The sequence below is a fragment of the Halococcus hamelinensis 100A6 genome (genome assembly GCF_000336675.1).
In the GTDB taxonomy this organism is placed as follows: Archaea; Halobacteriota; Halobacteria; order Halobacteriales; family Halococcaceae; genus Halococcus; species Halococcus hamelinensis.
The window spans coordinates 1-22,864 of record NZ_AOMB01000009.1; the positions used below are offsets into that span (position 1 = coordinate 1).

The 22,864-nt window shown below is 67.8% G+C and carries 24 protein-coding genes; 8 read left to right on the forward strand and 16 right to left on the reverse strand.

Annotated features, from left to right (window positions below):
• The 5 genes from C447_RS03120 to eif1A form a co-directional block, all read right to left on the reverse strand.
• On the reverse strand, positions 1–1,285 hold a 1,285-nt coding region (locus tag C447_RS03120), incomplete at its 3' end, for a DEAD/DEAH box helicase (RefSeq protein WP_007690818.1).
• Between the two features lie 539 nt (positions 1,286–1,824).
• Positions 1,825–3,054, reverse strand: coding sequence for a tryptophan--tRNA ligase (locus tag C447_RS03125; RefSeq protein WP_007690820.1), 1,230 nt, complete (start codon positions 3,052–3,054; stop codon positions 1,825–1,827).
• A 234-nt stretch (positions 3,055–3,288) separates the two neighbouring features.
• Positions 3,289–3,783, reverse strand: coding sequence for a GNAT family N-acetyltransferase (locus C447_RS03130; protein WP_007690822.1), 495 nt, complete (start codon positions 3,781–3,783; stop codon positions 3,289–3,291).
• Between the two features lie 25 nt (positions 3,784–3,808).
• Complete coding sequence (gene rio1, locus C447_RS03135; protein ID WP_007690824.1) at positions 3,809–4,660, reverse strand: serine/threonine-protein kinase Rio1; 852 nt, start codon at positions 4,658–4,660, stop codon at positions 3,809–3,811.
• A 269-nt stretch (positions 4,661–4,929) separates the two neighbouring features.
• A complete protein-coding gene (gene eif1A / locus C447_RS03140) occupies positions 4,930–5,214 on the reverse strand; it encodes a translation initiation factor eIF-1A (RefSeq protein ID WP_007690829.1) in 285 nt (94 codons plus the stop codon).
• Between the two features lie 273 nt (positions 5,215–5,487).
• Between eif1A and C447_RS03145 the strand changes: the two genes are divergently transcribed.
• Entirely contained in the window at positions 5,488–5,676 is a 189-nt protein-coding gene (locus C447_RS03145) for a DUF7470 family protein (RefSeq protein ID WP_007690831.1), read from the forward strand.
• On the opposite strand, the gene C447_RS03150 is transcribed toward C447_RS03145, so the two are convergent.
• The 6 genes from C447_RS03150 to C447_RS03170 form a co-directional block, all read right to left on the reverse strand.
• Positions 5,673–5,903: a hypothetical protein gene (locus tag C447_RS03150; RefSeq protein WP_237713386.1), complete on the reverse strand. Its 231-nt coding sequence runs from the start codon at positions 5,901–5,903 to the stop codon at positions 5,673–5,675. The genes C447_RS03145 and C447_RS03150 overlap by 4 nt on opposite strands.
• A 147-nt stretch (positions 5,904–6,050) precedes the next feature.
• Positions 6,051–6,182: a hypothetical protein gene (locus C447_RS18720; protein WP_272942157.1), complete on the reverse strand. Its 132-nt coding sequence runs from the start codon at positions 6,180–6,182 to the stop codon at positions 6,051–6,053.
• A gap of 96 nt (positions 6,183–6,278) precedes the next feature.
• Positions 6,279–8,255 (reverse strand): DUF460 domain-containing protein, encoded by a 1,977-nt coding sequence (locus C447_RS03155; RefSeq protein ID WP_029601882.1) that lies wholly within the window; start codon positions 8,253–8,255, stop codon positions 6,279–6,281.
• Between the two features lie 66 nt (positions 8,256–8,321).
• Positions 8,322–9,011 carry a carbonic anhydrase gene (locus C447_RS03160; RefSeq protein WP_007690836.1) on the reverse strand — a complete coding sequence of 230 codons (690 nt, stop codon included), beginning with the start codon at positions 9,009–9,011 and terminating at the stop codon, positions 8,322–8,324.
• A 24-nt stretch (positions 9,012–9,035) separates the two neighbouring features.
• Positions 9,036–9,965, reverse strand: coding sequence for a ribonuclease Z (gene rnz, locus C447_RS03165; protein WP_007690838.1), 930 nt, complete (start codon positions 9,963–9,965; stop codon positions 9,036–9,038).
• 250 nt (positions 9,966–10,215) lie between these two features.
• Complete coding sequence (locus tag C447_RS03170) at positions 10,216–11,289, reverse strand: DUF373 family protein (RefSeq protein ID WP_007690841.1); 1,074 nt, start codon at positions 11,287–11,289, stop codon at positions 10,216–10,218.
• Between the two features lie 105 nt (positions 11,290–11,394).
• On the opposite strand from C447_RS03170, the gene C447_RS03175 reads away from it, so the two are divergent.
• Positions 11,395–12,387, forward strand: a complete 993-nt coding sequence (locus C447_RS03175) for a radical SAM protein (RefSeq protein WP_007690843.1) — start codon at positions 11,395–11,397, stop codon at positions 12,385–12,387.
• Positions 12,388–12,608: 221 nt separating this feature from the next.
• Here C447_RS03175 and C447_RS03180 read toward each other — a convergent pair whose 3' ends face one another.
• Complete coding sequence (locus tag C447_RS03180; protein ID WP_007690845.1) at positions 12,609–13,106, reverse strand: hypothetical protein; 498 nt, start codon at positions 13,104–13,106, stop codon at positions 12,609–12,611.
• A 123-nt stretch (positions 13,107–13,229) separates the two neighbouring features.
• Here C447_RS03180 and C447_RS03185 point away from each other — a divergent pair, with 123 nt between their 5' ends.
• A complete protein-coding gene (locus tag C447_RS03185; RefSeq protein ID WP_007690846.1) occupies positions 13,230–14,453 on the forward strand; it encodes an MFS transporter in 1,224 nt (407 codons plus the stop codon).
• A gap of 48 nt (positions 14,454–14,501) precedes the next feature.
• On the opposite strand, the gene pdxS is transcribed toward C447_RS03185, so the two are convergent.
• The gene (gene pdxS, locus C447_RS03190; protein WP_029601880.1) at positions 14,502–15,410 is read right to left on the reverse strand and encodes a pyridoxal 5'-phosphate synthase lyase subunit PdxS; all 909 of its coding nucleotides are present in this window, start codon (positions 15,408–15,410) and stop codon (positions 14,502–14,504) included.
• A gap of 99 nt (positions 15,411–15,509) precedes the next feature.
• Here pdxS and C447_RS03195 point away from each other — a divergent pair, with 99 nt between their 5' ends.
• Both C447_RS03195 and C447_RS03200 read left to right on the forward strand, forming a co-directional pair.
• Positions 15,510–16,235 (forward strand): DUF1405 domain-containing protein, encoded by a 726-nt coding sequence (locus C447_RS03195; RefSeq protein ID WP_007690849.1) that lies wholly within the window; start codon positions 15,510–15,512, stop codon positions 16,233–16,235.
• 43 nt (positions 16,236–16,278) lie between these two features.
• Entirely contained in the window at positions 16,279–17,397 is a 1,119-nt protein-coding gene (locus tag C447_RS03200) for an ORC1-type DNA replication protein (RefSeq protein ID WP_010612285.1), read from the forward strand.
• On the opposite strand, the gene tatC (C447_RS03205) is transcribed toward C447_RS03200, so the two are convergent.
• Complete coding sequence (gene tatC / locus C447_RS03205) at positions 17,394–18,200, reverse strand: twin-arginine translocase subunit TatC (protein WP_007690854.1); 807 nt, start codon at positions 18,198–18,200, stop codon at positions 17,394–17,396. The genes C447_RS03200 and tatC (C447_RS03205) overlap by 4 nt on opposite strands.
• Positions 18,201–18,303: 103 nt before the next feature.
• On the opposite strand from tatC (C447_RS03205), the gene tatC (C447_RS03210) reads away from it, so the two are divergent.
• Positions 18,304–20,535 carry a twin-arginine translocase subunit TatC gene (gene tatC, locus C447_RS03210; protein ID WP_007690855.1) on the forward strand — a complete coding sequence of 744 codons (2,232 nt, stop codon included), beginning with the start codon at positions 18,304–18,306 and terminating at the stop codon, positions 20,533–20,535.
• Between the two features lie 87 nt (positions 20,536–20,622).
• Positions 20,623–21,357, forward strand: coding sequence for a queuosine precursor transporter (locus tag C447_RS03215; RefSeq protein WP_007690863.1), 735 nt, complete (start codon positions 20,623–20,625; stop codon positions 21,355–21,357).
• A gap of 15 nt (positions 21,358–21,372) precedes the next feature.
• Here the strand turns inward: C447_RS03215 and C447_RS03220 are convergent, their stop codons facing one another.
• The gene (locus tag C447_RS03220) at positions 21,373–21,939 is read right to left on the reverse strand and encodes an endonuclease dU (protein ID WP_007690865.1); all 567 of its coding nucleotides are present in this window, start codon (positions 21,937–21,939) and stop codon (positions 21,373–21,375) included.
• The gene (locus C447_RS03225) at positions 21,936–22,106 is read right to left on the reverse strand and encodes a DUF5786 family protein (protein WP_007690866.1); all 171 of its coding nucleotides are present in this window, start codon (positions 22,104–22,106) and stop codon (positions 21,936–21,938) included. The genes C447_RS03220 and C447_RS03225 overlap by 4 nt, the downstream gene beginning before the upstream one ends.
• Before the next feature lie 93 nt (positions 22,107–22,199).
• Between C447_RS03225 and C447_RS03230 the strand changes: the two genes are divergently transcribed.
• Positions 22,200–22,811: an MBL fold metallo-hydrolase gene (locus tag C447_RS03230; protein WP_007690868.1), complete on the forward strand. Its 612-nt coding sequence runs from the start codon at positions 22,200–22,202 to the stop codon at positions 22,809–22,811.
• Positions 22,812–22,864: the final 53 nt, after the last annotated feature.

A 22,864-nucleotide genomic window follows, 5' to 3' on the forward strand; every position in this document is an offset into this window, starting at 1 on the left:
CCCCCTCCGGGCCCCGGCACACCGAGACCACGGGATGCCGACCGCCGCTCGTCCCGTCGGCGAGCCAGGACTCGACGAACCGCGCGACCTGGAGGGTCTGGCACTCCTTTCGGACCTGGGTCTCGCCGTCGCGGTACTTCCTATCATACTCCCGGTCGAGGCTCGCGCCGAGCGCGAGCGCCGCCTCCACGTCGCCCTCGATCCCCTGGCCGGTGTAGGCGTCGAGGAAGGCGAGAGTGAGGTCGTCGCGCCCCTCGGGGTTCGCGACTTCGAGGTCCTCCCAGTCCTCACCGACTCGTTCGCGTTCGCCAAAGCCCAGTTTGTCGTCGTAGGTCGAGAGCAGCGCGCCGCGGAACGCGCTCACGACGTTCGTGGCCTTCTCGGTTCGCGGGTCGTCGGCGTCTTCGAGTTCGGCGAGCGCCGAGTCGAGGGTGGTCTCGGTCAGGGTCCGGGTCGCGTGTTCGCGCGCCGCGCCCTCGACGTTGTGGGCCTCGTCGAAAACGGTGATGACGTCCTCGGGGTCGCGGCCGAGCCAGCGGAAGAACTGCTCGCGGATGTTGGGATCGAGGATGTGGTGGTAGTTGCAGACCACCAGATCCATCGCCTCCATGCCGTCCTTCAGGAGTTCGTAGCCACAGAGCCCCTCGCGCTCGGCGTAGTCGTAGACCTCCTCGGGGGTGCGGACGTCGGTCGTAAGCCACTCGTAGAACGCCTCGGTGTCGGCGGTGAGGTTGTTGTAGTAGTGTTCGCAGATCGAGCCCTCGCGGAGGTCTTCGAGTTCGTCCTCGACGGCGTCGAGTTCGTCCATCACCGCGCTCCGGGCCTCGGCGGCGTCCGCTTCGCCCGCCTGGCTCGCGTCGAGCAGGTCGCCCTGGGCCGCTTCGAGTTCGCGTTTCTCGCTCTCGGCCTCGACGAGGTTCTTCGTGGTGTCCCGGAGGACCTGACACTCCTCGTAGTCGACCCCGATGTGGCACATCGAGGCTTTGCCCTTGAAGACGGTGGCCTTGAGGGGTTCGTGTTCGTTAATCGCCCGCGCGTCGGCGACGAACTGGCGCATCTGCTGGTGGACGCTCGTCGTTATTACCACCGTCTTGTCCTCCTCGCGGGCGAACTCGAGCGCGGGGACCAGCGCGGAGAGGGTCTTGCCCGTACCGCAGGCTCCCTCGAAGAGGACGTCGCGCTCCTCGTCGAGGGCGTCGTGGATGCGTTCGATGGCCGCGCGCTGGTTCTCGTAGGGCGACTCGTAGGGGAAGAACCGCCACGCGCGCTGCGAGTCGGCCGCCACAGTGGTTGGATTCGGGCGCGTTCGGGCATAAGGGTTCGTGTGGCACGGTGGAAGTGGTCCGTCGGAGTCGTGGGTCGGCACTCGTACGTCAGGACCACCCACCGTGGCGCGCGCTCGCGGTCCTGCGTGAGCGACGAGGTTCGAGCGAAGCGAGAACCTCGATGCGAACGGGGAACGAGGCGTGGCCGACCACCGGGAGGTGGTTCAAAATCTCCGATTTTCGTCACTGAGCGGAGCGAAGCTCCGCGAGGTCCAAAAGAGTCGGAGACTCTTTTGACGATCACGNTTCAAAATCTCCGATTTTCGTCACTGAGCGGAGCGAAGCTCCGCGAGGTCCAAAAGAGTCGGAGACTCTTTTGACGATCACGAGAGAGCTTCGCTCTCTCGAACGACCACGAGGCGAACGGCGACCGCGGACACTGTGCGAGGTCCGCGCGAGCAGCGCGAGCGCAGTCGGTTGGGGAGGCTCGTGGCCGTTGCGGGGCGGTGCGGTGTCGAGTTTTGAAAGCGCGTACCGAAACGGAACAGCAGACGAAACCCTACCCGAACCCCATCCGCGACAGCGCCCGGTCGCGCTCGCCGGCGGTCACCCGATACGGCACCAGCGCGGCGTCGAGGTCGTCCTCGCTCGGCCGTCGGGCCTGGTGGGCGTCGAGGAAGTCGGCGATCCGGTCGGCGGCGTAGGTTTTGAGCTCGCCGCTCAGGAGGTCACCCGAGCGGTACTCGTGGGCGAGGCGGTCGAGTTCGTCGTCCTCGGGCTCGAAGAAGGCGTGGAGGAGTCGAAACGCCACGTCGACTTCGGGGTCGCCGCCGTGTTCGCGGTGGGCGTTGAGGCTCTCCCGACCGCCGGAGTACGCCCGCCCGAGCTTCCCGTGGACCGTCTCGCGGTCGTCCGTGAGGTGGATGGTGGGGGAATCGTCCGAGGAGCTCATCTTGCCCGGCCCGTCGAGCCCCGGGAGGAACTTCGAGAGGAGCGCGCCGGGTTTCTCGACCGGCAGGCGCTCCTTCGCGGCGACGTCGCGGGCGAGTCGGACGTGTGGGTCCTGGTCGACCGCGATCGGGACCGTGGTCGTATGCGGGCCGTCGATGAGTTGGGGGAGCAGGAGGTGAGCCGCCTGGACGGCGGGATAGAACCCCATCCCGATGTTCGCCGGCTCGCCGTAGACCGCGTCGCGGGCGGCGGGCGTGACGTGCTCGGCGAGCGCGACCGCGAGCGGGTAGACGAGGTCCGCGTCGGCGGTGTCGACCACTATCCGCGTGCGTTTCGGGTCGAACCCGACCGCGAGGAGGTCCCGGAGGTTCTCGCGGGTGTAGGCGCGGGTCTCGGCTCCCGTCTGGTCCTTCGAGAGGAACTTCTCGTCGTCCGAGAGCGGGATGGTGACGTGTGCGCCGGTCTCGACCTGGAGCCACTTCGCGAAGTAGAAGGCGAAGACGTGGCCGATGTGCATCGGCCCCGACGGGCCGACGCCGGTGACGACTGAAACCCGCTCGTCGGCCTCGACGGCGGCGAGAAGTGGTTCGACGTCGCGGCCCGCGTAGTAGATGCCACGCCGGAGCAGTGGGTGTGGCGGCGCTGGGAAGCGGTCGAGCTGGCCGTCGGTGAGTTCGTCCGCACCGAACCGATCGAGGAGCTTTCGGTAGTCGACCTCGCCGTCGACGGCATCGGGCGTGACGGTGAACTCGTCGTCGGTAGCGGTACGGTCAGTGGCGGCGCGGTCGGTGGCTGTGCGGTCGGGGGAGTCGGTTGCTGGGTGGTTCGTATCGTCCATCTATGTCGCTGGTGCTGGAACTCGGTCGTCGGCGGTGCGAAGGTGGGAAAAGCGGAGGGAGCGCCAGCACGCGCCCGCGGCGGTTAGGCCGTCGCGGGGGCGACCGCTGGACTGTCCGCTGGCGAAAGGGTGTGCCAGCGCCACAGTCCACGGCTCATCGTCGGTACTATCTCGTCGGACGACATGACTGTTCCGCTCGAAAACGGACGTCAGCGAACGGTCGATCCGGCCCGATCAGACGTCGCGGTAGTAGACGAACTCCGGGAGCGTTCGGTCGCCGACCGCCCGGTTGCGTTCGCTGGTTCGCTCGAAGCCCCGAGACTCGTAGAACGACACCCCGACCGTGTTGTCGCCGAGCACCTCCACGCGGAGCCGCGAGACGCCGCGGTCGGAGAGCCGGTCGAGCACCTCGTCGAGGAGCGCGGTGCCCGCGCCGCCATCCCAGTGGTCGGGGTCGACGTAGATCGCGTAGAGCTGGCCCTCCTCGTTCGCGGTCGGGGCGGCGCTCGCGTAGCCCACCACTTCCCCGTCGGTCTCGGCGACGAGGTAGACCGTTCGGGCGTTCTCGATCGTGGTCTCGAGCTGGTCGGTCGAGTACCAGTCGTCGAGGATGGTCTCGATGGTCCGTTCGGCGAGGAAATCGCCGTAGCTCGCCCGCCACGCGGCGTCCGCCACGCGCTGGATGCCGGGGAGGTCGTCGGTCGTCGCGCTCCGGACGGAGGGGTTCATGCCGGAGTAACGACCGCCGAGGTAATCAGTCTTCGCGCGCGGCCGTCACGTCCGCGAGCAGCTCCTCGCCCGTGGTTTCGAGGCCCTGGCGTGCGAAGAAGTTCGCCACGTTCTCGCAGTCGCGTTCGAGAAATTCTCGACTATTGGGGTGGTGAACCGTCACGGCCTGGCCGAGGTCGATGACCCAGAGCTGGGAGTCGTGGACCACGATGTTGTACTCGGAGAGGTCGCCGTGGACCAGTCCGGCACGGTGGAGGCGGCACATATACTCCCGGACGACTTCGTAGGCGGTCTCGGGGTTCTCGACCTCGACCTCGCCGAGCCGTCTGGCGCGAACCCCATCCGACCCCAGGAACTCCATCACGAGGACGTTGCGCTCGACCGCGATGGGGTTCGGCACCCGGACCCCCGCCGCCTGGGCGCGTTTGAGGTTGGCGAACTCCTTCTTGGTCCAGGCCAGCACGACCTTCTTCTTCTTCCCGCCGATGTCGTCGAACCTGGGGTCGCCTTCGAGGTAGCGGCGCATCTGGGTGAAGTCGCTCGCGTTGATCCGGTAGATCTTGACCGCGACGTCGGCCTCGGGAGCGGCGGCGAGGAAGACGTGGGCCTCCTTTCCAGTGGAAATGGGACCCCCGAAGGCGTCGATGTGGCCGTGCTGGACGAGGGTGTAGAGCGCGCGGAGGGTGGCCTCGTCGAAGACCCCGCCCTCGACCTTGAACTGGTCGGCGTCCTTGATCCGCTCGCGGAACTTCGAGAACTCGCGGTCCTGGCGACGCGCGGTACGGTCGACGTCGGTGTCGGAGACGTCGAGCGCCTCCCACTCGTCGCCGGGTTCCTCGGCTCCCTCGGCGTCGATCAGGCTGTGCTCGTCGCTCATGGGTTAGCGACCTCCTGGCGGCTGCGGTTGCGGTGCGGCCGCCGCGGTGGTTGCGGTTGCGGCCGCGGTGGCGCGGCCGCGGTGGTTGTGGCGGTGCCGTGCGGAGCGGGTGCGGAGGACACGGCGTCCGCGCGAGTGGAACGAGCGCGGTTCACCGCGAGCGAGGCCGGCGGCCGAGCGAGCGGCCCTTTTTAGTCCAGGTTTTTGGAGGGGGTTCGACCGAGCGAACGCAGTGAGCGAGGGAGGACCTCCTCGAAAAAAGTGGTGGTTCAGGATTGAACGTGCCCCTCCTCCCGCAGCCGGTCGGCCGCGCGGTTGTCGTAGCGCCACTCGACGTCGGCCTTCTCGTCCTGCCAGTCCCAGGGCGACACCAGCACGACGTCGCCCTCGCGGATCCAGACGCGTTTTTGCATCCGACCCGGGATCCGGGCGGTGCGGTCGGTGCCGTCCATACACCGGACCTCGATCCGATTCGCTCCCAGCATCCCGGTGACGACGGCGAACACCTCGCCCTCGTCCGGCATCCGCAGCTCCGTGTTCGTCCCCTCGCTCATGGGTCGACTTCGGTTGCGAGCGGTTTAAACCCACAGCCCGAGCGGGGGATGGTCGGGAATCGAGGCATGAACCCGTAGAGCGCGCCGGTGAGCCCGCCGTAGCGGACCCACGCGGCGAAGCCGACGGGCGCGAGGGTCGGAAGCGAGCTGCGTCGACCACGACGACCGTGAGTCAGAGCGGAACGAAGAGGACGTAGAAGCCGAGCGTCAGCCGACGACCGACCATCGCCGTCGAGACAGTGGATTTACTTCCGTCTCGAAGTACACACGAGTATGCTCGGAAAGCTCGGTCTCGCCGGTGCGGTCGGCGTGTGCTGCTGTCTCGCCGGTATCGGTGTCATCGCCTACGTCGCCCCGGTCGTCGCCGGCGGTCTCGCGCTCGTCCTCGTGGGGCTCGTGCTGGTGGCCCGCGGGCTGCTCTCCGGCGTGCTCTCGGCGTTCGGGATGGACGGGATGTTCTAACGCCGGACGACGAGAACGTAGACCACGAGCGCCAGTAGTCCAGGGATCAGCCCGGCGAACAGCAACGCGCCGACCGCGACGCCGGCCTGCCAGGCGTAGCCGATCCCGCGGCGGCTCGCGTCGCGGTAGACGACCCACGCGGCGAGCGCACAGCCCACGAGGAGGATCGCGAGCCCGAGTGGGTCGGCCCCACCCGGCATGCCGGGGATCTGGAGGGGGAAGGACACGACTCGTCCGTGGGCGAGCACCGACGAAAGCGTTCCCCTCGATCCGGGCTATCGCCGCACCACGAGGAGATAGACGACCAAGCCGAGCAGTCCGGGGACGAAACCGAAGAGGAAGAGGACCGCGACGCCGACGCCCCACTGCCACGCTCACTCGCTCCCCTGTCTTTTCACGTCGCGATAGACCCATCGGCCGACGAGGCCGAACACCACGACGAGGACGAGCAGCATGACGAGGACCTCGGGTCCGCCCGGGATGCCCGGTATCTGGAGTGCGAACATGCCTTTCCCAGATACCTCATCCTCATAAAAATTTATCGCTACTATCTCCCGAATTCCTCGTCACGGTCGCTACGCACTCGTCGCCGGCTCGTCGGTTCAGGCACCCTCGCCACGTTCGGCGCGGTGCTCGCTGATGAGTTCGTCCACCATCGACTCGTTTTTCTCCTTTCGGCGTTCCTCGGCGCGCTCGCGCCAGCCCTCGATGGCTTCCTCGACCTCGCTCTCGCGGGCCACCGCGAGGTCGTCGAGCTCCTCGATGGTGACCTCGTCGGCGGGCGCAGTGGGAACATCGTGCTCGAACAGCACCTCGCGGGCGACCTCCGAGAGTCCGCCCTCCTTCAGCACGATGCGTGGCTCGCGCTCGGCGAGCGTCTCGGCGGTCGAACGACCCGCGCCGCTCGCGTCCCGGAGGTAACAGACGTCGCCGGTCGTGAGCTCCCAGCGCTCGTCGGCCTCCCTGAGCGCGCTCTTCGTGAACTTCGCGACGGGTTTCACGGGCACGAGCCCCTGTCGCTCCTCGGCGACGTCCGCGAAGTTCGAGTGGTCGAGCCGCCAGAGCTCCTTGAGCCGGTCGAGTTTGGCCTCGATCGCCTCGGTTTCCTCGCGCTGGTCGTCGAGTTCGGTTTCGAGCCGCTCGTTCTCGCGTTCGAGCCGGTCGACCTCGCGGCGTTCGCGCGCCTCGCGGCGCTCCTCGCGCCGGGCGTCGGTGAGTTCGCGTTCGTACTCCGCGATGGTCGCCTCCTTCTCCTCGATGGTGTCGTTCAGCGACGCGACGTGGTCGTCGAGGCGCTCGACGCGCGATTCGAGCCGTTTGATACGGCGTTCCTCGGGGGTGAGCTCGCGGGGTTCGTGCTCGGATTCGTCCTCGTCGGACTCGTCCTCCTCCGTGAGGTCCGTGAGGACGGCCTCGACGGACTCCTCGCCCGCGACGACGCGCCCGATGACGGTGCCGACGTCGACTCGCGCCGGGACCTTCCGGGCGATGCGCTCGAACCGGCTCTCGTAGTCGTCGAACGCGAACAGCGCGGCGGCGAGCGCGTCGCGCTCGTGGTCGTTCTCGTAGCCCTCCTCCCTCGTGCGGTGTTGTTTCTCGTCGATCGGGAGGTCGGTCTCGGGGACCCAGCCCGCCGCCGAGAAGCTCCGCCGGATCTTCTCCACCGTCGAGGGCATCCGCTCGACGTCGGCGGCCACCACCACCGGCCGGCCGCGCTCGATGATCCACTCGATCACCCGGGCGGTATCGGCGGTCCGGGTGCTGAGGACGTCGAGCACGCCGCCGTCGAGCCCCACGATGGCGACCGCGGTCGTCGTCCCGGGGTCGATCCCCACCAGGACGTGGTCGCGGCGCTTCGCGAGCGGCTCGAACTCGATGCCGTCGCGGCGCACCCGCTGGATCTCGGTTCGGGTGTCCCCCGCGCGGTTCCGCGAGACCGGGATGTCCGAGGGCCGGGCTTCCACGGTGAAGACCGCGTTCGAGTAGCCACCGTATTTCTCGGTCTCGTCCATCTCGTAGTCGAGCCCCGCGTCGTCGAGCGCGGCCGCGACCTCGCGGGCGCGTCGCTTCACCGAGCCGTGGATCCGGCGGGTGAACCGGTCCGCGGACCAGCCGCCGCTGCCGGTCGAACGTCCGCGCGAGACCTTCACCTCGGTGGTGTCGGTGAAGGCGGCGACCTCGTAGCCGACGTTCGCGGCGGCGAGGCGGGCGGCGGCCTCGGCCTCCTTCATCGGCTTTTTCCCGTACGGAACCCCGTGGCGGTTCGCCACCCGCGAGAGGGGTTCGGGTTGCTGGTCGCCGGTGACCTGGACCAGCCGCGTCTCGTCGGGCAGGCTCCCCAGAAATCGGACGAGGGCGTCCTTGTTCTCGGCGAGTTCGTAGACGTTGTCGGTGGCGACGATGGCCGGCTCCTCGCGGTCGATGAGCCGCCGGAGCTTCCGGTAGGAGACCACGTCGCGGTCGAAGTTCTCGCCGTCGAAGGCGACGACGGCGTAGGAGGGCGCGTCGCCACGGACGTCGCCGCTCTGGATGTCGACGCCGAACACCACCGCATCGAGCGCGCTGATGCGACTGCTCACGGGAACGGGTAGGCGGGTGTCCGGCATAAATCCACGGCAGGCTTTCACACCACCCCGCGCGCGACGTTACGACGAGGCCGACAGGAGCGACCGCACCGCCCACTCGTTGCCACTTCCGACCCGCTCTCGAAGGGCCTCTGGCTCGGTCTCGCCGTCGGCGGCGACGAGGGAGGTTCGTCCCCGCTGGTCGCCGTAGGAACGGTGGAAGTCGTAGACGAAGCCGAGAACCGTCGCGTCCGTCGGGATCTCGTCGGCGTTATCGAGGAACGCGACCTGTTCGCGGACGTTGTACTCGACCAGTCGGTCGACCACGCCGTCGCCGTCGACGACCGGCCCCGAGAGCGCCTCCTCGACGACCGGAACCAGCGGCTCGATCCGTCGCCGGACACCCGGCTCTTCGGGGAGACTGCCGTCGGTAGCCGCCTCGTAGGCCGCGGTGACGGCTCCACAGCCGGTGTGTCCAACTACGACGACGGTTCGCGTCCCCGTGTTGGCGACCGGGTAGAGCAGGTTCCCGTCCACGGAATCGGGGTCGGCGAGGTCCCAGGCGACGTTGCCGATGTTCGAAGGCGTGAACAGCCAGCCGGGTTCCTCGACGGCCCACATACCCTCTTGGGAGACCCGTGAGTCGGCACAACAGAGCGAGACCACTGGGGGCTCCTGGCCATCGAGTACGTGCTCGAAGTGCTCTTCCGGAAGCCCGTCCGCGTGGGCACGGTTGCGGGCCAGCAGGTCGGAGACGGTCGCGTTCGGCATACGGGCCGAACATCGCGGGGGACCTTAGTCGTGCGCCTCGGGATAGGGGACCTCGACCCGGTCGCCGTCGTCGGGGAAGAACGCCGAACCGAAGACCTCGCGCGCCTCGGCTTCGAGTCGGTCGGCCTCGCCCGCGTAGCGCGAGGAGAGGTGCGTGAGCGCGAGGCGTTTCGCGTCCGCGCGCTTGGCGATCTCGGCGGCCTGTCGGGCGGTCGAGTGGCCCGTCGAGCCGGCGCGGTCGGTCCGGTCCTCGGCGAAGGTGGCCTCGTGGATCAGGAGGTCCGCGTCCGTCGCGGCCTCGACCGTCGCGCCGGTCGGGCGGGTGTCGCCGGTGTAGACCAGCGTTCGTCCGGGCCGCTCCGGCCCGACCACCTGCTCCGGATCGACGGTCGTCCCGTCCTCGGCCTCGACCGACTCGCCGCGGTGGAGCCGCGAGAACTTCGGGCCCTCGGGAACCCCGAGTTCGACCGCGCGCTCGCGGTCGAACCGGCCCCGGCGGTCGTCCTCGACCAGCGCGTAGCCGACCGACTGCGTTCGATGATCGGTCTCGAACGCCCGGACCTCGTAGTCGTCGTTCCGGAGGACGGTCGCGCCGGGGTGGGCCTCGTGGACCCTGACCGGGTAGCCCGGTCGCGCGCCGGTGACGCCGACGAGGTTCTCGACGGCGCGTTTGGTCCCCGGTGGGGTGTGGACCGTGAGCGGCTCCTCGCGGTCGTTGAAGTCGAAGGTCTGCGTGAGGCCGGGAAGCCCGAGCACGTGGTCGCCGTGGAGGTGGGTGAGGAAGACGTGGGAGACGCCGAACCCGGTGGAAAAACGCATCATCTGTCGCTGGGTACCCTCGCCGCAGTCGAAGAGAAACCGCTCGCCCTCGCGGCGGACGAACACGGCGCTGGTGTTGCGCCGGGTCGTCGGAACCGCACCGCTCGTCCCGAGGAACGTCGCTTCCAGACTCATGTGGACGAATTTCCGCGTCACATCGCTTGAAACTGTCGTCTTCCGTACCGACTCGCCGTTCCCGCCGGCGGTCCGGGCGAGGCTCCCCGCGAAGCGAGCGAAACCACCACAAAGCTCATTACGGAGACCCGAAAAGTCGGGGACGGGACGAGGAATACTCCCGCCCGAGGACCGGTTCGCAAGGGGCAACCCGTTGCGTGGCATCACCCGTCCTCGGGGTTTTCGGATCCAGTTCGTTCGAGCGGCGGTGCTACACGGGGTCCGGCGTGGTCGGAAAGCGCGACTCCACGACCGCGAACGCCAGCGTGCTCACGAGCCCGAGGAGCGTGCCGGCGGTGAGCGCGAGCGCCGTGTACGACAGCCCGACCTCGCCGAGCAGGAAGCCACTCACGGCGTGGAGAACGGCCGCGATGGCGGCGACGTAGACCGGCGCGTTGAGGTAGCGCCACCGGAACCGCTCGGCGAGGTAGGTGTCCGTGATCCGGCCGAGGCTGCTGGTGACGCCCGCCGCGGCGACCCACGGTACCGACCCCACGGTGAACGCCGCGAGGACCTCGACCGCGTTGACGGTGGTGTGGGCATCGAGCGCACCCAGCCCGCGAACCACGCCGACCGCGACCAGCGCGACCGCCACCACGGTCGTGATCACCATCACGCGACCGGCGTAGAGCCCGCGCCGTGCCCGCGCGACGCCCTCGTCGATGACGCGTTCGAGGCCAAGCCCACGAAAGAGGACGTAGAGACCCAACAGTGCGGAGAGGACCCCGAAGACCGCCGCGCCGGGGACGCCGAGCTGGGCGGCGGTCTCGGCGAGCGGGTAGATCAACAGGAGGATCCCGAGCGGGACGAGGATCGTCCCGCGCGTCTCGGGGTCGTCGAGGACCTGTTTCATCGTGTAGTACATCGATTCGAGGTTCTGGGCCTGCCGGACCACCACGCGCCGGACGCCGTCGATCGGCAGCCGCGAGCGGATCACGGGGATCACCGACTCGTCCTGGGCCCCGTCGGTGACGACCACCGCGCGGATCTCCTCGCCCGTGGCGAGCCCCGCGAGGATCTGGTCGATCTCGTTGCCGACCTTTCGGTTGGCGGCCACCCCGCCGCTCTCGACGCCCGTGACCGCGGCGACCTCGACCTGCTCGTCGGTGATCTCGTCGTGGATGTGGAGCCCCTCGAAGAGGACGTTCGAATCGGAGTCCTCGGGGTCCGTGGTAGCGAGCGCGACCGCGGCGTGCTCGACCCGGTCGCGACCCACGACGGGGGTCTCGACGCCGGCCTTCCGCCCGAGGTCGTCGTCGAGGTCGATACACAGCACGAGCAGCATTGGACGACGGTAGGCGAGTAGCTCTTATGTGCCTTTGGGGGTCGTTGGCGGTCGAGACGCGTTTCAGACGGTTTTTGAGGCTCGGACGAGTAGGAGGGACAGACAATGATCTCGAAGGGCTGTGAACAGTGCGCCAAGGGGGGCAAGATGGTGCTGTTCGTCTACGGCTACTGCGACCAGCGTGACTGCTTTTACTGCCCGCTCGGCGAGAACAGGAAGAACGTCACCCAGACCTACGCCAACGAGCGCAAAGTCGAGTCCGACGCCGACGTCCTCGAAGAAGCCCACAAGATGGACGCGCTCGGGACGTCTATTACTGGTGGCGAACCCCAGGAGGCGATGGAGAAGACCTGTCGCTACCTCCGCCTCCTGAAAGAGGAGTTCGGCGAGGACCACCACACCCACCTCTACACCGGGATCACGGGCGGTCGCGAGAACATGCGCCGTCTCTCGGAAGCGGGCCTCGACGAGATACGCTTCCACCCACCGTTCGAGCAGTGGGGCGATCTTCACGGAACGGAGTGGGAGGACATCCTCTACATCGCCCGTGAGGAGGGCCTGACGCCCGCGTTCGAGATCCCCGGCATCCGCGCCGAACAGGAGTTCATCGACTTCCTCGACGAGGGCGCGGCCGACTTCTGCAACATCAACGAGTTCGAGATGAGCGACGGGAACTACCGGCGAATGCAGGAGCAGGGCTTCGAACTCCGCGAGGGTCACATGAGCGCCGTCGAGGGGAGCCACGACATCCTCGAAGCGATGGGCGACCACGAGAAGGTCTACTTCTGCACCTCCGTCTTCAAGGACGCCGCCCAGCACCGCAATCGCCTGAAACGGATGGCGAAGACCATCCGCCGGGAGTTCGACGAGGTCACCGACGACGGCACGCTCGTCTACGGCAAGGCCTGGGAGACCAGCGAACAACTCGCCGCCCTCGGCGTTTCGGAGGAGTTCTACAGCGAGAAATCCGACCACGTCGAACTCGCGTGGTGGCTCCTAGAGGAGATGGTCGAGGACGGCGAGGTCGGCAAGGGCGAGATCGTCGAGCAGTATCCCACTGCCGATGGAACCGTGGTCGAACGGACGCCCCTCGCGTAGTGGGTCTGAGTGAGTATCGACGCTACTGTGTGTTGTCTACGGCGAGAAGCACAACTCGTCGAGCCGAAGCAGCGTAAATCGTACTTCAGTCGTCGCCTTCGCTGTTCTCGCGGCGGAAGAGCTTCGTGAACAGGGCGGGCGTTTGTTTACTCCGCTGCCCGTATCGTTCCAGTTCCTCCTTGCTCTTTGCCATGCTCGTCTGGTAGCCGGAGCTACACCTACTAAATGACTGCGGATAGTGCAACGAAAACGACACCGATGAAGAGAGACGCCTGAGCGACGGTCAGTGAAGCACCGTTGAACTCGATGTCGTCCGCGTTCTCGTCGACGAATCCAGCGAGAAATTCGGGCAGGTCCTTCTCCCATGTATCGCTTCGAGCGAACTCGTCCGCGATTAACTCATCGATATACTCCTGATTCAGCCCGAGATACGGATCGGTTTCGTTGTACGTGAAGATTCCCGCCCCCAACGAGGCGGTCAGGGCGAAGCCTCCAATGATCCTCGTGACCGGCTCAAAGGTGAAATCGGAGAGTCGGGCGGCTGAAACGAATACGCCAAGGAGTATCGTCGTTATCCTTACGTTCTCGATGGCTTTGTTGTCTATCTGGGTGAGGGCCGCCTGTTGTGCACCCAGTGCTGCACGTGTCTCCTGATAGGCGATTTGCCGACGCTTGCTCGACCACCCCGACTCCGGAGAACCGTTTTCGCCGTTCCCCATCAGTCCGGTTCGATATCTGAATCTACTAGCTAAGGAAGTTATCCTTAGAACGATAGAAGGCGAAACAATACCTCACTGACTGCGACCACCATGTTCATACGATGCTCGAACGGATCCGGACGAATGCAGGCGTCCCCAGGATCGCTCAAACGCCGGCTCGCGACGACCGGCGGGGGGCTCCGCGGCGACGGCCGCGGCTGGATGCTCGCCGTGGTCGCCGCCGGCTGGTTTCTGATCCTCGGCGGTCGGTATCTCTTCCCCGAGATCCTCCCCCACATCCGCGCATACTTCGGCGTCAGCAACGCCACGGCGGGCCTCGCGATCACGGTCGTCTGGGCGGCCTACGCGCTGATGCAGTTCCCCGCCGGGGCCTCGGCGGACCACTTCGGCGAGCGCACGCTGCTCGCGACCTCCCTCGTGCTTTCGGCGGGTGCGGTCGTCGCGGTGAGCCTCGCGCCCACCTTCGGGCTGTTCGTCCTCGGCTGTGCGCTCTTCGGTCTCGGGACGGGGCTCTACGGGCCGGCGCGCGGGATGGTCCTCTCGGACGTCTTCGGCGACCGTGACGGCACCGCAATCGGTGCGACGCTGGCCGCCGGGAGCGCCGGGTCGGCGGCGATCCCGCTCGTCGCGAACGCGCTCGTCGGCCCGCTCTCGTGGCAGACCACCGTCGCGCTCCTCGCGGTGCCCTTCCTCCTCGTCGCGGCCGGGATCTATCGGGCGGTGCCACGGCGGACCCCGACCGACCCGCCGCCGCGCCCGTCGGTCCGTGGGGTCGCCTGCTCGCTCGCCACCGCCGTCTCGCGCCGTTCCGCGACGGCCGTCGTCGCCGCGACCCTGTTGTTGTTCGTCGTACAGGGACTCTCGTCGTTCCTCCCGACCTACCTGATCTCGGTGAAGGAGCTCTCGGGCGGGGCCGCGGCCGGCCTGTTCGCGCTCTTTTTCCTCTCCGGCGCGCTCGCCCAGTCGATAGCGGGCAACGCCGCCGACCGCCTCGGCGACCGGACGGTGTTGCTCGCGCTCGCCGCCTTCGGCGTGGTGCCGCTCGCCGTGCTCCCGTTCGTCGAGGGCCTCGTTCCCCTCGCCGTCGTCACGATACTCCTGGGAACGCGGCTCGGCCTCGATCCGGTCAGCAACGCCTACATCATCGCCGTGATGCCGCCCGCGGTCCGCGGGATGGCGTGGGGGTTCTTCCGGACGCTGTTCTTCTTTCTCGCGGCGACCGGGTCGACGGTCGTGGGACTGTTCTTCGACTACGGCCTCCGCGACGAGGTGTTCTTCGTGCTCGCCGGCATCACCGCGCTCGGGGCCGCGTGTTACGTCTACCTCCCGGCTCGTGACGCCGTCTGAAGGGTGAGGAAAGCGGAGAACAGAACGTAGGATTCGTACCGAACGCGGTCAGACGCCGCGGCCCTGCAGCATCTCCTCCTCGGGGAGGTCGGCGTTCGCGTCGCCCTTCATTCCCTTTCCGGTGCTGGTCGCGATCCGGGCGAGCGTCTCGGGGTCGTCCCAGGCGTTCGTGGCCTCGACGATGGCCTCGCCCATCGCCTCGGGGTTCTCGGCCCCGAAGATACCGGAGCCGACGAAGATCCCGTCGCAGTCGTGGTGCATCATCAACGCGGCGTCGGCGGGGGTCGCGATACCGCCGGCGGCGAAGTTCACGACGGGCAGGCGGCCCGCCTCGGCGGTCTCGTGAACGAGGTCGGCGGGGGCTTCGATCTCGCGGGCGTAGGCCTCGCGTTCCTCGTGGCTCATCCCTTCGAGCTTGCGGATCGCGCCCTTGATCGTGCGCTGGTGGTAGACGGCCTGGTTCACGTCGCCGGTGCCGGCCTCGCCTTTGGTTCGGATCATCGCTGCGCCCTCGCCGATCCGTCGGAGGGCTTCGCCGAGGTCGCGCGCGCCACAGACGAACGGCGCGGTGAAGTCGCGCTTGTCGATGTGGTAGTCGTCGTCGGCGGGCGTCAGCACTTCAGATTCGTCGATCATGTCCACGCCCACGGCTTCGAGGATCTGGGCTTCCTTCGTGTGGCCGATCCTGGATTTCCCCATCACCGGGATCGAGACCTCCTCGATGATCTCGGCGATGTCGGCGGGGTCGGCCATCCGGGCGACGCCGCCGCGCTTTCGGATGTCGGCGGGGACGGCTTCGAGCGCCATCACGGCCACCGCGCCGGCGTCCTCGGCGATCCGCGCCTGTTCGGCGTTCACCACGTCCATAATGACGCCGCCCTGCTGCATCCGTGCGAACCCGCGCTTGACGAGGTCGGTACCGCGCTTCAACTCCTCCAGATCGGTTCCGTCGGCCATGGTGGGTCTACCGTCCGGATTCACTTAACGCTCGTCTTCGGCGAGACAGGGGATACCACGACCGCTATCGTTTTGCCACGCCCGCTCGACCCCCGCACAATGGCCGGAGAAGGCGGCGTCGGCGCGCTGGCTCGGTTCCTCGACGGGTCGATACCCGACCGCGAGGCGCTGCCGTGGTACGTCGCGCCGGTCCCCGACGTGCTGGAGGACCTCGGGCTTCGGCTCGCGTGGCTCATCGTCGCCGTCAACCTCGCGGGCACCGCCTTCGGCTTCTGGTACTACCGGTTCCAGTTCGCGTTCGAACCGGTCGTCGCGTGGCCGGTGGTGCCCGACAGCCCCATGGCGACCCTGTTCATCGCGCTCTCGATCGCCTCGTGGAAGCTCGGGCGGTCGCGGGAGTGGCTCAACATGCTCGCCTTCTTCGGCTGTCTCCAGCTCGGCTTCTGGACGCCGTTCACCCTCCTCGCGTTCCACGACGCCTTCCTCGCGAGCACCCCGCTCTGGCTCTACTGCTTCCTCTTCTTCAGCCACCTCGCGATGACCGTCGAGGGGTTCGTGATCCACCGCTACAGCGACTTCCCCGTGTGGGCGGTCGCGCTCGCGCTGGTCTGGTACGGCTTCAACGACGTCGTGGACTACTTCGTCCCGATCGTCGGGACGACCCATCACACACAGCTCCCGGGCCAGTACGTCGTCGACGGCGTCATCCAGCACGTCTGGTCGATCCACCGGGTCGCCGCCGCGGGCGCGGTGGTTCTGACCATGGTGATCACGTTCCTGGCGCTCACGACCCGGATCGAGAAACTCAAACGCGCCGATAGCTGAGGTCGCCGAAGGGTTGAAGCCGTCCGCGAGCGTGGTGAAAGTGATGGCGGACGATGGGATGCTCTCGTGGGACGAGTCGGTCTTCCGTGACGAACACGTCTTCGAGGTCGACTACCTCCCCGAGACCTTCCATCACCGCGAGAACCAACTCGATGGGCTCCAGTACGCCCTCCGGCCCGCGGTCCGCGGCTCGCGCCCGCTCAACGCGATGGTTCGCGGCCCGCCGGGGACGGGAAAGACCACCGCGATCCAGAAACTCTTCGCCGAGCTCGACGGCCGGCGCGGCGTTCGGACGGTGCGGGTCAACTGCCAGGTCGATTCGACCCGGTACGCAGTGTTTTCTAGGATCTTCGAGGCGATCTTCGAGTACGAACCGCCGGCGAGCGGGATCTCCTTCAAGAGCCTCTTCGAGCAGATAACCGACCACCTCACCGACGAGGACGAGGTTCTCACCGTCTGTCTCGACGACGTGAACTACCTCTTCTACGAAGGAGAAGCCTCGGAGACTCTCTATTCACTCCTCAGAGCCCACGAGACCCACGCCGGCGCGAAGGTCGGCGTCCTGCTGGTCTCCTCGGACCTCGACCTCGACGTGGTGGCCGAACTCGACAGTCGGGTCCAGAGCGTCTTCCGGCCCGAGGAGGTGTTCTTTCCGGCCTACGGCGAGAGCGAGGTGGTCGATATCCTCGACGAACGGGTCCGGCGCGGCTTCCGTGAGGGGGTGGTGGGACCCACGGTGCTGGATCGGGTCGCCGAACTCACCGCCGGCACGGGTGACCTCCGGGTCGGGATCGACCTCCTCCGGCGTGCCGGCCTCCACGCCGAGGGTCGCGCGAGCGAGCGTGTCGAGGCCGAAGACGTCGAGACCGCCTACGAGAAGTCACGCCACGTCCACCTCTCGCGGCGGGTCCGCGGGCTCACCGACTCCGAGCGCGCGCTGCTCCGCGTCGTCGCCGAGTACGACGGCGACCGCGCGGGCGACGTCTACGAGGCGTTCCACGACGAGACCGACCTCGGCTACACCCGCTACTCGGAGATCGTCAACAAGCTCGACCGGGTGGGCCTCATCGAGGCCACCTACACCACCGTCGAGGGTCGTGGCCGCTCGCGCGAACTCTCGCTGGCCTACGACGCCGACGCGGTTCGTGACCGGCTGGACTAGTCCGAGCCGGTCCACCGGAGTAAGAGCAGGGTCCCCTCGAACAGCGTGATCATCGTCGCGGCGACGATGATCGGGGCCATCCCGGTCGGGTCGGGGCTGAAGAGGAAGGCGATCCCGATGAACGTCCCCCAGAAGTAGAGCCGCTTGTTCGCGAGCCAGGCTCGCGTCGTGATCCCCATCATGATCGCGAGCATCACGAACAGCGGGATCTGGAAGACGAGCGCGAAAAAGCCCATCAGCAGCGTCATCAATCCGAAGGTCTCGGTGAGGCCGAACGCGATGTTCGCGGCGGCCTCGGAGTAACTCAGGAAGTAGGTGAAGATAACGGGCAAGACGACCAGGAAGGCGAACCCCACGCCGACGACCGCGAGCACGAGGCTGGTCGGGACCGCGGCGATGTAGTAGCGGCGCTCGCGGGGGTAGAGCCCGGGGCGCATGAAGGCGTAGGTCTCGTAGACGAAGAGGGGCAGCGCCACCACGAAGCCCGCGAGGGTCGAGACCTTGAGCCGGGCGAGGATCAGCCCGAGCGGATCGTAGACCCGGGGACACGCCGCGACGTCGGCGGGCGCGTCCGGACAGAGCTGGGCCGAGCCGGGCAGCAGGGAGTACCAGATGAAGTTGATGAGGTCGTCGGCCACGAGGAAGACGACCCCGGAGACCAGCGCCATCGCCACGAGCACCACCCCCAGCCGCTTTATCATCTCCTCGATGTGGTCGGCGAGCGGCATCTCGGCGTCGTCGAGCGGCGCGTTCGCCTCGCTCGATTCGTTCGTGACGCCCCCTGTCCCCGTCGATTCCGCCATCGTATGGTCGATGGTCGCGTGGGGGTTGTAAGCCTTCTTCTCCGGTCGGGCCGGGAGACAAGATTGATAACGACGAGTCGGCTATCCGCCTCGAAGGAGAGAGATGTCCGGAGCCGTCGACGAGGACGTCCGCCGGTCGGTTGCGCGCGGGCGAGAAACCCTCGGCGCGATGTTGTCCGCCGCCCAGACTCATCTCCAGAAGGTCGCCATCGTCTTCCTGATCGGCTTTCTGGGCTCGTTCTACGCGCTCTGGCTCTACGTCTGGGACCGCCTCAAGACCGACCTCTTCGCCCCGCTCCCACCACGGATCGCACGCCAGACCTCCGTCAACGCCATCACGCCGTTCGACGTGCCGTTGCTCCAGGCGAAGATCGCGCTGGTGGTCGGCGGGGTCGTCGCGCTCCCGGTCCTGCTCTACTACTCCCGGGACGCGCTCGACGAACGCGGCTACTGGCCACACGTCAGCGCCGGCTGGAAGGTCGGCGTCATCCTACTGGCGAGCGCGCTGTTGTTCGTCGTCGGCGTCGCGTACGGCTACTTCGTCTTCTTCCCGCTGATGTTCGAGTTCCTCGCGACAAACGCGGTCAACGTCGGGTTCGAACCCCACTACTCGATCGTCTACTGGGCGCAGTTCATCCTCCTGCTCTCGGCCTCGTTCGGGATCGCCGCCCAGCTCCCGCTCGCGATGACCGGGCTCTCGCTCACCGGCGTCGTCCCCTACGAGACCTTCCGCGACAAGTGGAAGTACGCGATCGTCGGGGCGTTCGCCTTCGGCGCGCTGTTCTCGCCGCCGGACCCCTTCACGCAGGTGCTCTGGGCGGTCCCGATAATCGTGCTCTACGCGCTGAGCCTCGGCTTCACGCGGATCATCGTGACCTTCCAGCGCGGCGGCCGTGCGGTCTCCGTTCGGGACGTGGCCCGCGAACGCTGGCGGCCGGTCCTCGGGGTCCCGGTGGTCGCCACCGGGCTGGTCGCGGGGGCCATCGCCCTCGGTGCCGGCGGCTACATCAACCAGCTCCTGTTCAGGACACCGTACTTCTCGTCGTCCGACCCCCTGTTCGTCTACATCGGTCCGCTGTTCGGCCTGCCGCGCGACGCCGCGATCGCGCTGGTCGGGCTCGCGCTCTTCCTGTTCGTGTTGGCGGTCACGCTGGGCGTCGTCACCTACCGGGCGGTCGCGGTCGCCGCCGAGTCCGCCCCCGGTCGTCCCGGCGCTCCGGCGGCCATCGACGTCGCCGAGCTCGACGAGGCCGGCGTCCGGGCCGCGCCCCCGGAGGTCTTCACCGCGATGAGCGAACAGGAGGCCACCGCCCAGGCCAGCATGGCGATGAGCGACGGCGACCCGAACAAGGCCCAGGCGGTCCTCGACCGCTTCGACGCCGCGAACGCCGCCGACGGCGACGACCGGCTCGATGCCGAGGAGGGCACGGGCGAACCGGGAGCCGCGGGCGAACCGGCGGACGAGACCAACGACTTCAGCGACCGGCTCACCCGGACCACCACCGGGGTGGTGGACGCGTTCACCGCCGAGGAGACCACCGAGGACGACATCGGGGGCTACTACTACGACATCACGTTCGTGCTCAACAGCCTCCGGTCGCGGGCGTTCCTCATCCTCGGGCTGTTCATGGCGGTGCTCGCCGGCACGTTCATCTGGCTCTCACAGGGCGGGATCGGCGGGATCCGAGCGGACTTCCTCTCGCGCCTCCCCGCCACGGTCCGACCCGAACAGGTCGGGGTCGTCGAGCTCCACCCCGTCGAGGCGTTGGTCTTCGAGATAAAGCTCAGCACGCTGTTCGCGGCGATCGTCGTCCTCCCGCTGGTGCTCTACTACGCCTGGCCCGCCCTCCGCGAGCGCGGCCTCGCGGGCGGGGACCGACGTGTCCTGTTCCTGTGGGGCGGCGCGCTCCTGGCGAGCCTCGTCGGCGGTATCGCGGCCGGATATACGGTGATCGCACCCAGCGTGATCTCGTGGCTCACCGCCGACGTGGTCGGCGCGAACATGGTCGTGGCCTACCGGATCAGCGCGGCCGGCTGGCTGGTCTTCTTCACCACCGCGGGGATCGGCCTGCTCGCGATGATCCCGGTCACGATGCTCCTGTTCCACCGCGCCGGGCTGGTCCCCTATCGCGGGATGCGCAACCGCTGGCGCGAGGTGACGGTGGGCGTGTTCGCGTTCACCGCCTACGCCTCGCCGCGCGGCGTGTTCATGATGTTCATCCTCGGAATCCCCGTGATGGCCTGTTACGGCCTCGGCCTCGCGCTCCTCTGGATCTACACCCTCGGCGGGCGGCGCACCGCCCAGCGTCGGGACCAGCGCGAGAGCGCCGACTGACGAACGAAGCGCTCATTTTCGCGTGGCGTCCGCCTCCGATATGACCACGACACACCGACGACGACCGTCCCGCCGCGGGAGGCGAGGGTGAGCGCCACCGCCGACACGTCGAGGGTCGGGCGCGCGTCCACGATCCAGGTCGCCCTCGTCGCGCTCTTCACGACCGCGCTCGTGACCGCCCAGCTCACCGCGACCAAGATCCTGGGGTTTCCGATCCCGGTCTCGCTCCCGGTGACGGGGGCGGAGCTGATACTGCCTGGCGCGTCGCTGGCCTACGCGCTCACCTTTCTCGCCTCGGACTGTTATGCCGAGCTCTACGGTCGTCGCGCCGCCCACGTCCTCGTCGCCGTCGGGTTCGCGATGAACCTGGTCCTGCTGGGACTCGTGTGGGCGACGATCGCCGCGCCCGCCGCCGCCTCCAGCGTCGACCCGACGGCGTTCGCGACGGTGCTCGGCGCGAGCACCAACGTCGTGGTCGGGAGCCTCCTGGCCTACGTCGTGAGTCAGAACTGGGACGTCTTCGTCTTCCACCGGCTCAGGAACCACACCGACGGCCGCGCGCTCTGGCTCCGGAACATCGGTTCGACCGCGACCAGCCAGGCGATCGACACCGTGATCTTCGTCGGGGTCGCCTTCTACCTCGCCCCGCAGCTCCTCGGGGTCGGCAGCGCGCTCCCCGGGTCGGTTCTGATCGGCCTCGCGGTCGGTCAGTACCTCCTCAAACTCCTGATCGCGCTGTGTGATACGCCCGTCGTCTACGCCATCGTGGGCTACGCGCGCTCGCGGGCCGACGCCGGCGAGCCACGACCGAGCGCGGACTGAGTCGGATCTCGACACTCAGCTCGTGAAGTCGTCGCACCAGGCGTCGGCGGCGCGGGCGGCGAGTCGGGCGATCCTGAGTGGCTCGGGTCGACCACCCGCCGGCGTGAACTCCCGAACCACTTCCTCCGCGTCGTCGTCCGAGCAGCCGACGTTCCGGACGAACACCGTCTCGTCGTTGACCGTGAGCTCGCGCCGCGGCGGGAGTTTTCGGTACACGTCGAGCCGGGTGTCGAGCGCCGCGCCCGAGAAGGCCTCGCGGAGCGGGGTTTCGAGCCCCGGACTCGCCTCGAAGGAGACCGAGAGCACGGGTCGTTCGGTGGCAGCGTGGAGCCGGGGGAGGTCGAGGAGGTTGAACCAGGCGGGCGCGATACCCGCGACTAAGAGGTAGCGAATGTCCTCGCGGTCGAGCGTCGAGAAGAGGTCGATGACGGCGGTGGTGGCGTCGGTACCGCCGACGGTACAGGAGCCGAACGCGAAGCCGTCGACGACGCGGTCGGCGCGGACCACACAGCCCGCGAGCGTGCTCCGGTCGTCGTCACGGGTGGATGCGGCGACCCCGAGCGCGCGGGTCCCGGCCTTCACTCCTCTTTGATGTCCTTGAGCCTGTCGAGGAGCTCGTCGTTCGACGCGCCGAACTCGAAGCTGACCTCGCCAGCGTGGGCCTCCTCCTCGGTTTCGAGGCTCTCGTCGAGGTCTTGGTCGTAGTCCTGGCTCGATTGTTCGGATTCATCGTAGCTCCCAAATCCCATACATCTCGATATGACGTCCTCATTGAAAAATAGTTTGTCAATTTTCGAACCTTCGCCGGCAGGCTGAAAGGCCCGCCGCACCGACCGAGGGGCATGGAGACCACGAACGTCACCGAGGGTGCGGACACGTTCACCGCCAACGTGTTCCTGGTCGAGGGCGCGCGAAACGTCCTGGTCGACGCCGGCGCGATGGCGGGCGTCGAGGACCGGGTGGCCGAGCGCGTCGACGACCTCGACGCGGTAGTGCTCACTCACCAGCACGGCGACCACGTCGCGGAACTCGACGCGGTGCTCGACGCGTTCGACGCCGACCTCCTCGCTTACGACGACCACCCACGGCGGACCGACGCGATCGACGACGGCGACACGGTCGATATCGGCGACGAGTCCTTCGAAGTGGTCCACACACCGGGCCACGCCGACGACCACGTCTCCCTGGTCTCGGAGACGACGATCTTCTCGGGCGACGTCGTGGTCCACGACGACGGCGCGTTCGACGACGGGAGCTTCGGACGAACGGACATGGCCGGCCAGTCGCGCGAGGAGCTCATCGAGAGCATCCAGCGAATCCTCGACCGGCTCCCCGATAGTGTCGAGCGGATGTACGCCGGTCACGGCGGCGAATTCCACGGCAATGTCCGAGACGTGATCGAACGCGCGCTCGAACGCGCCGAGCGACGCGAACCGAAGTACCCCGACGAGTGAGGGCGGCGGGTCGGTCGCGATGGCGGTGCGGTCGCCGGGCGGGCGCGGTGCGG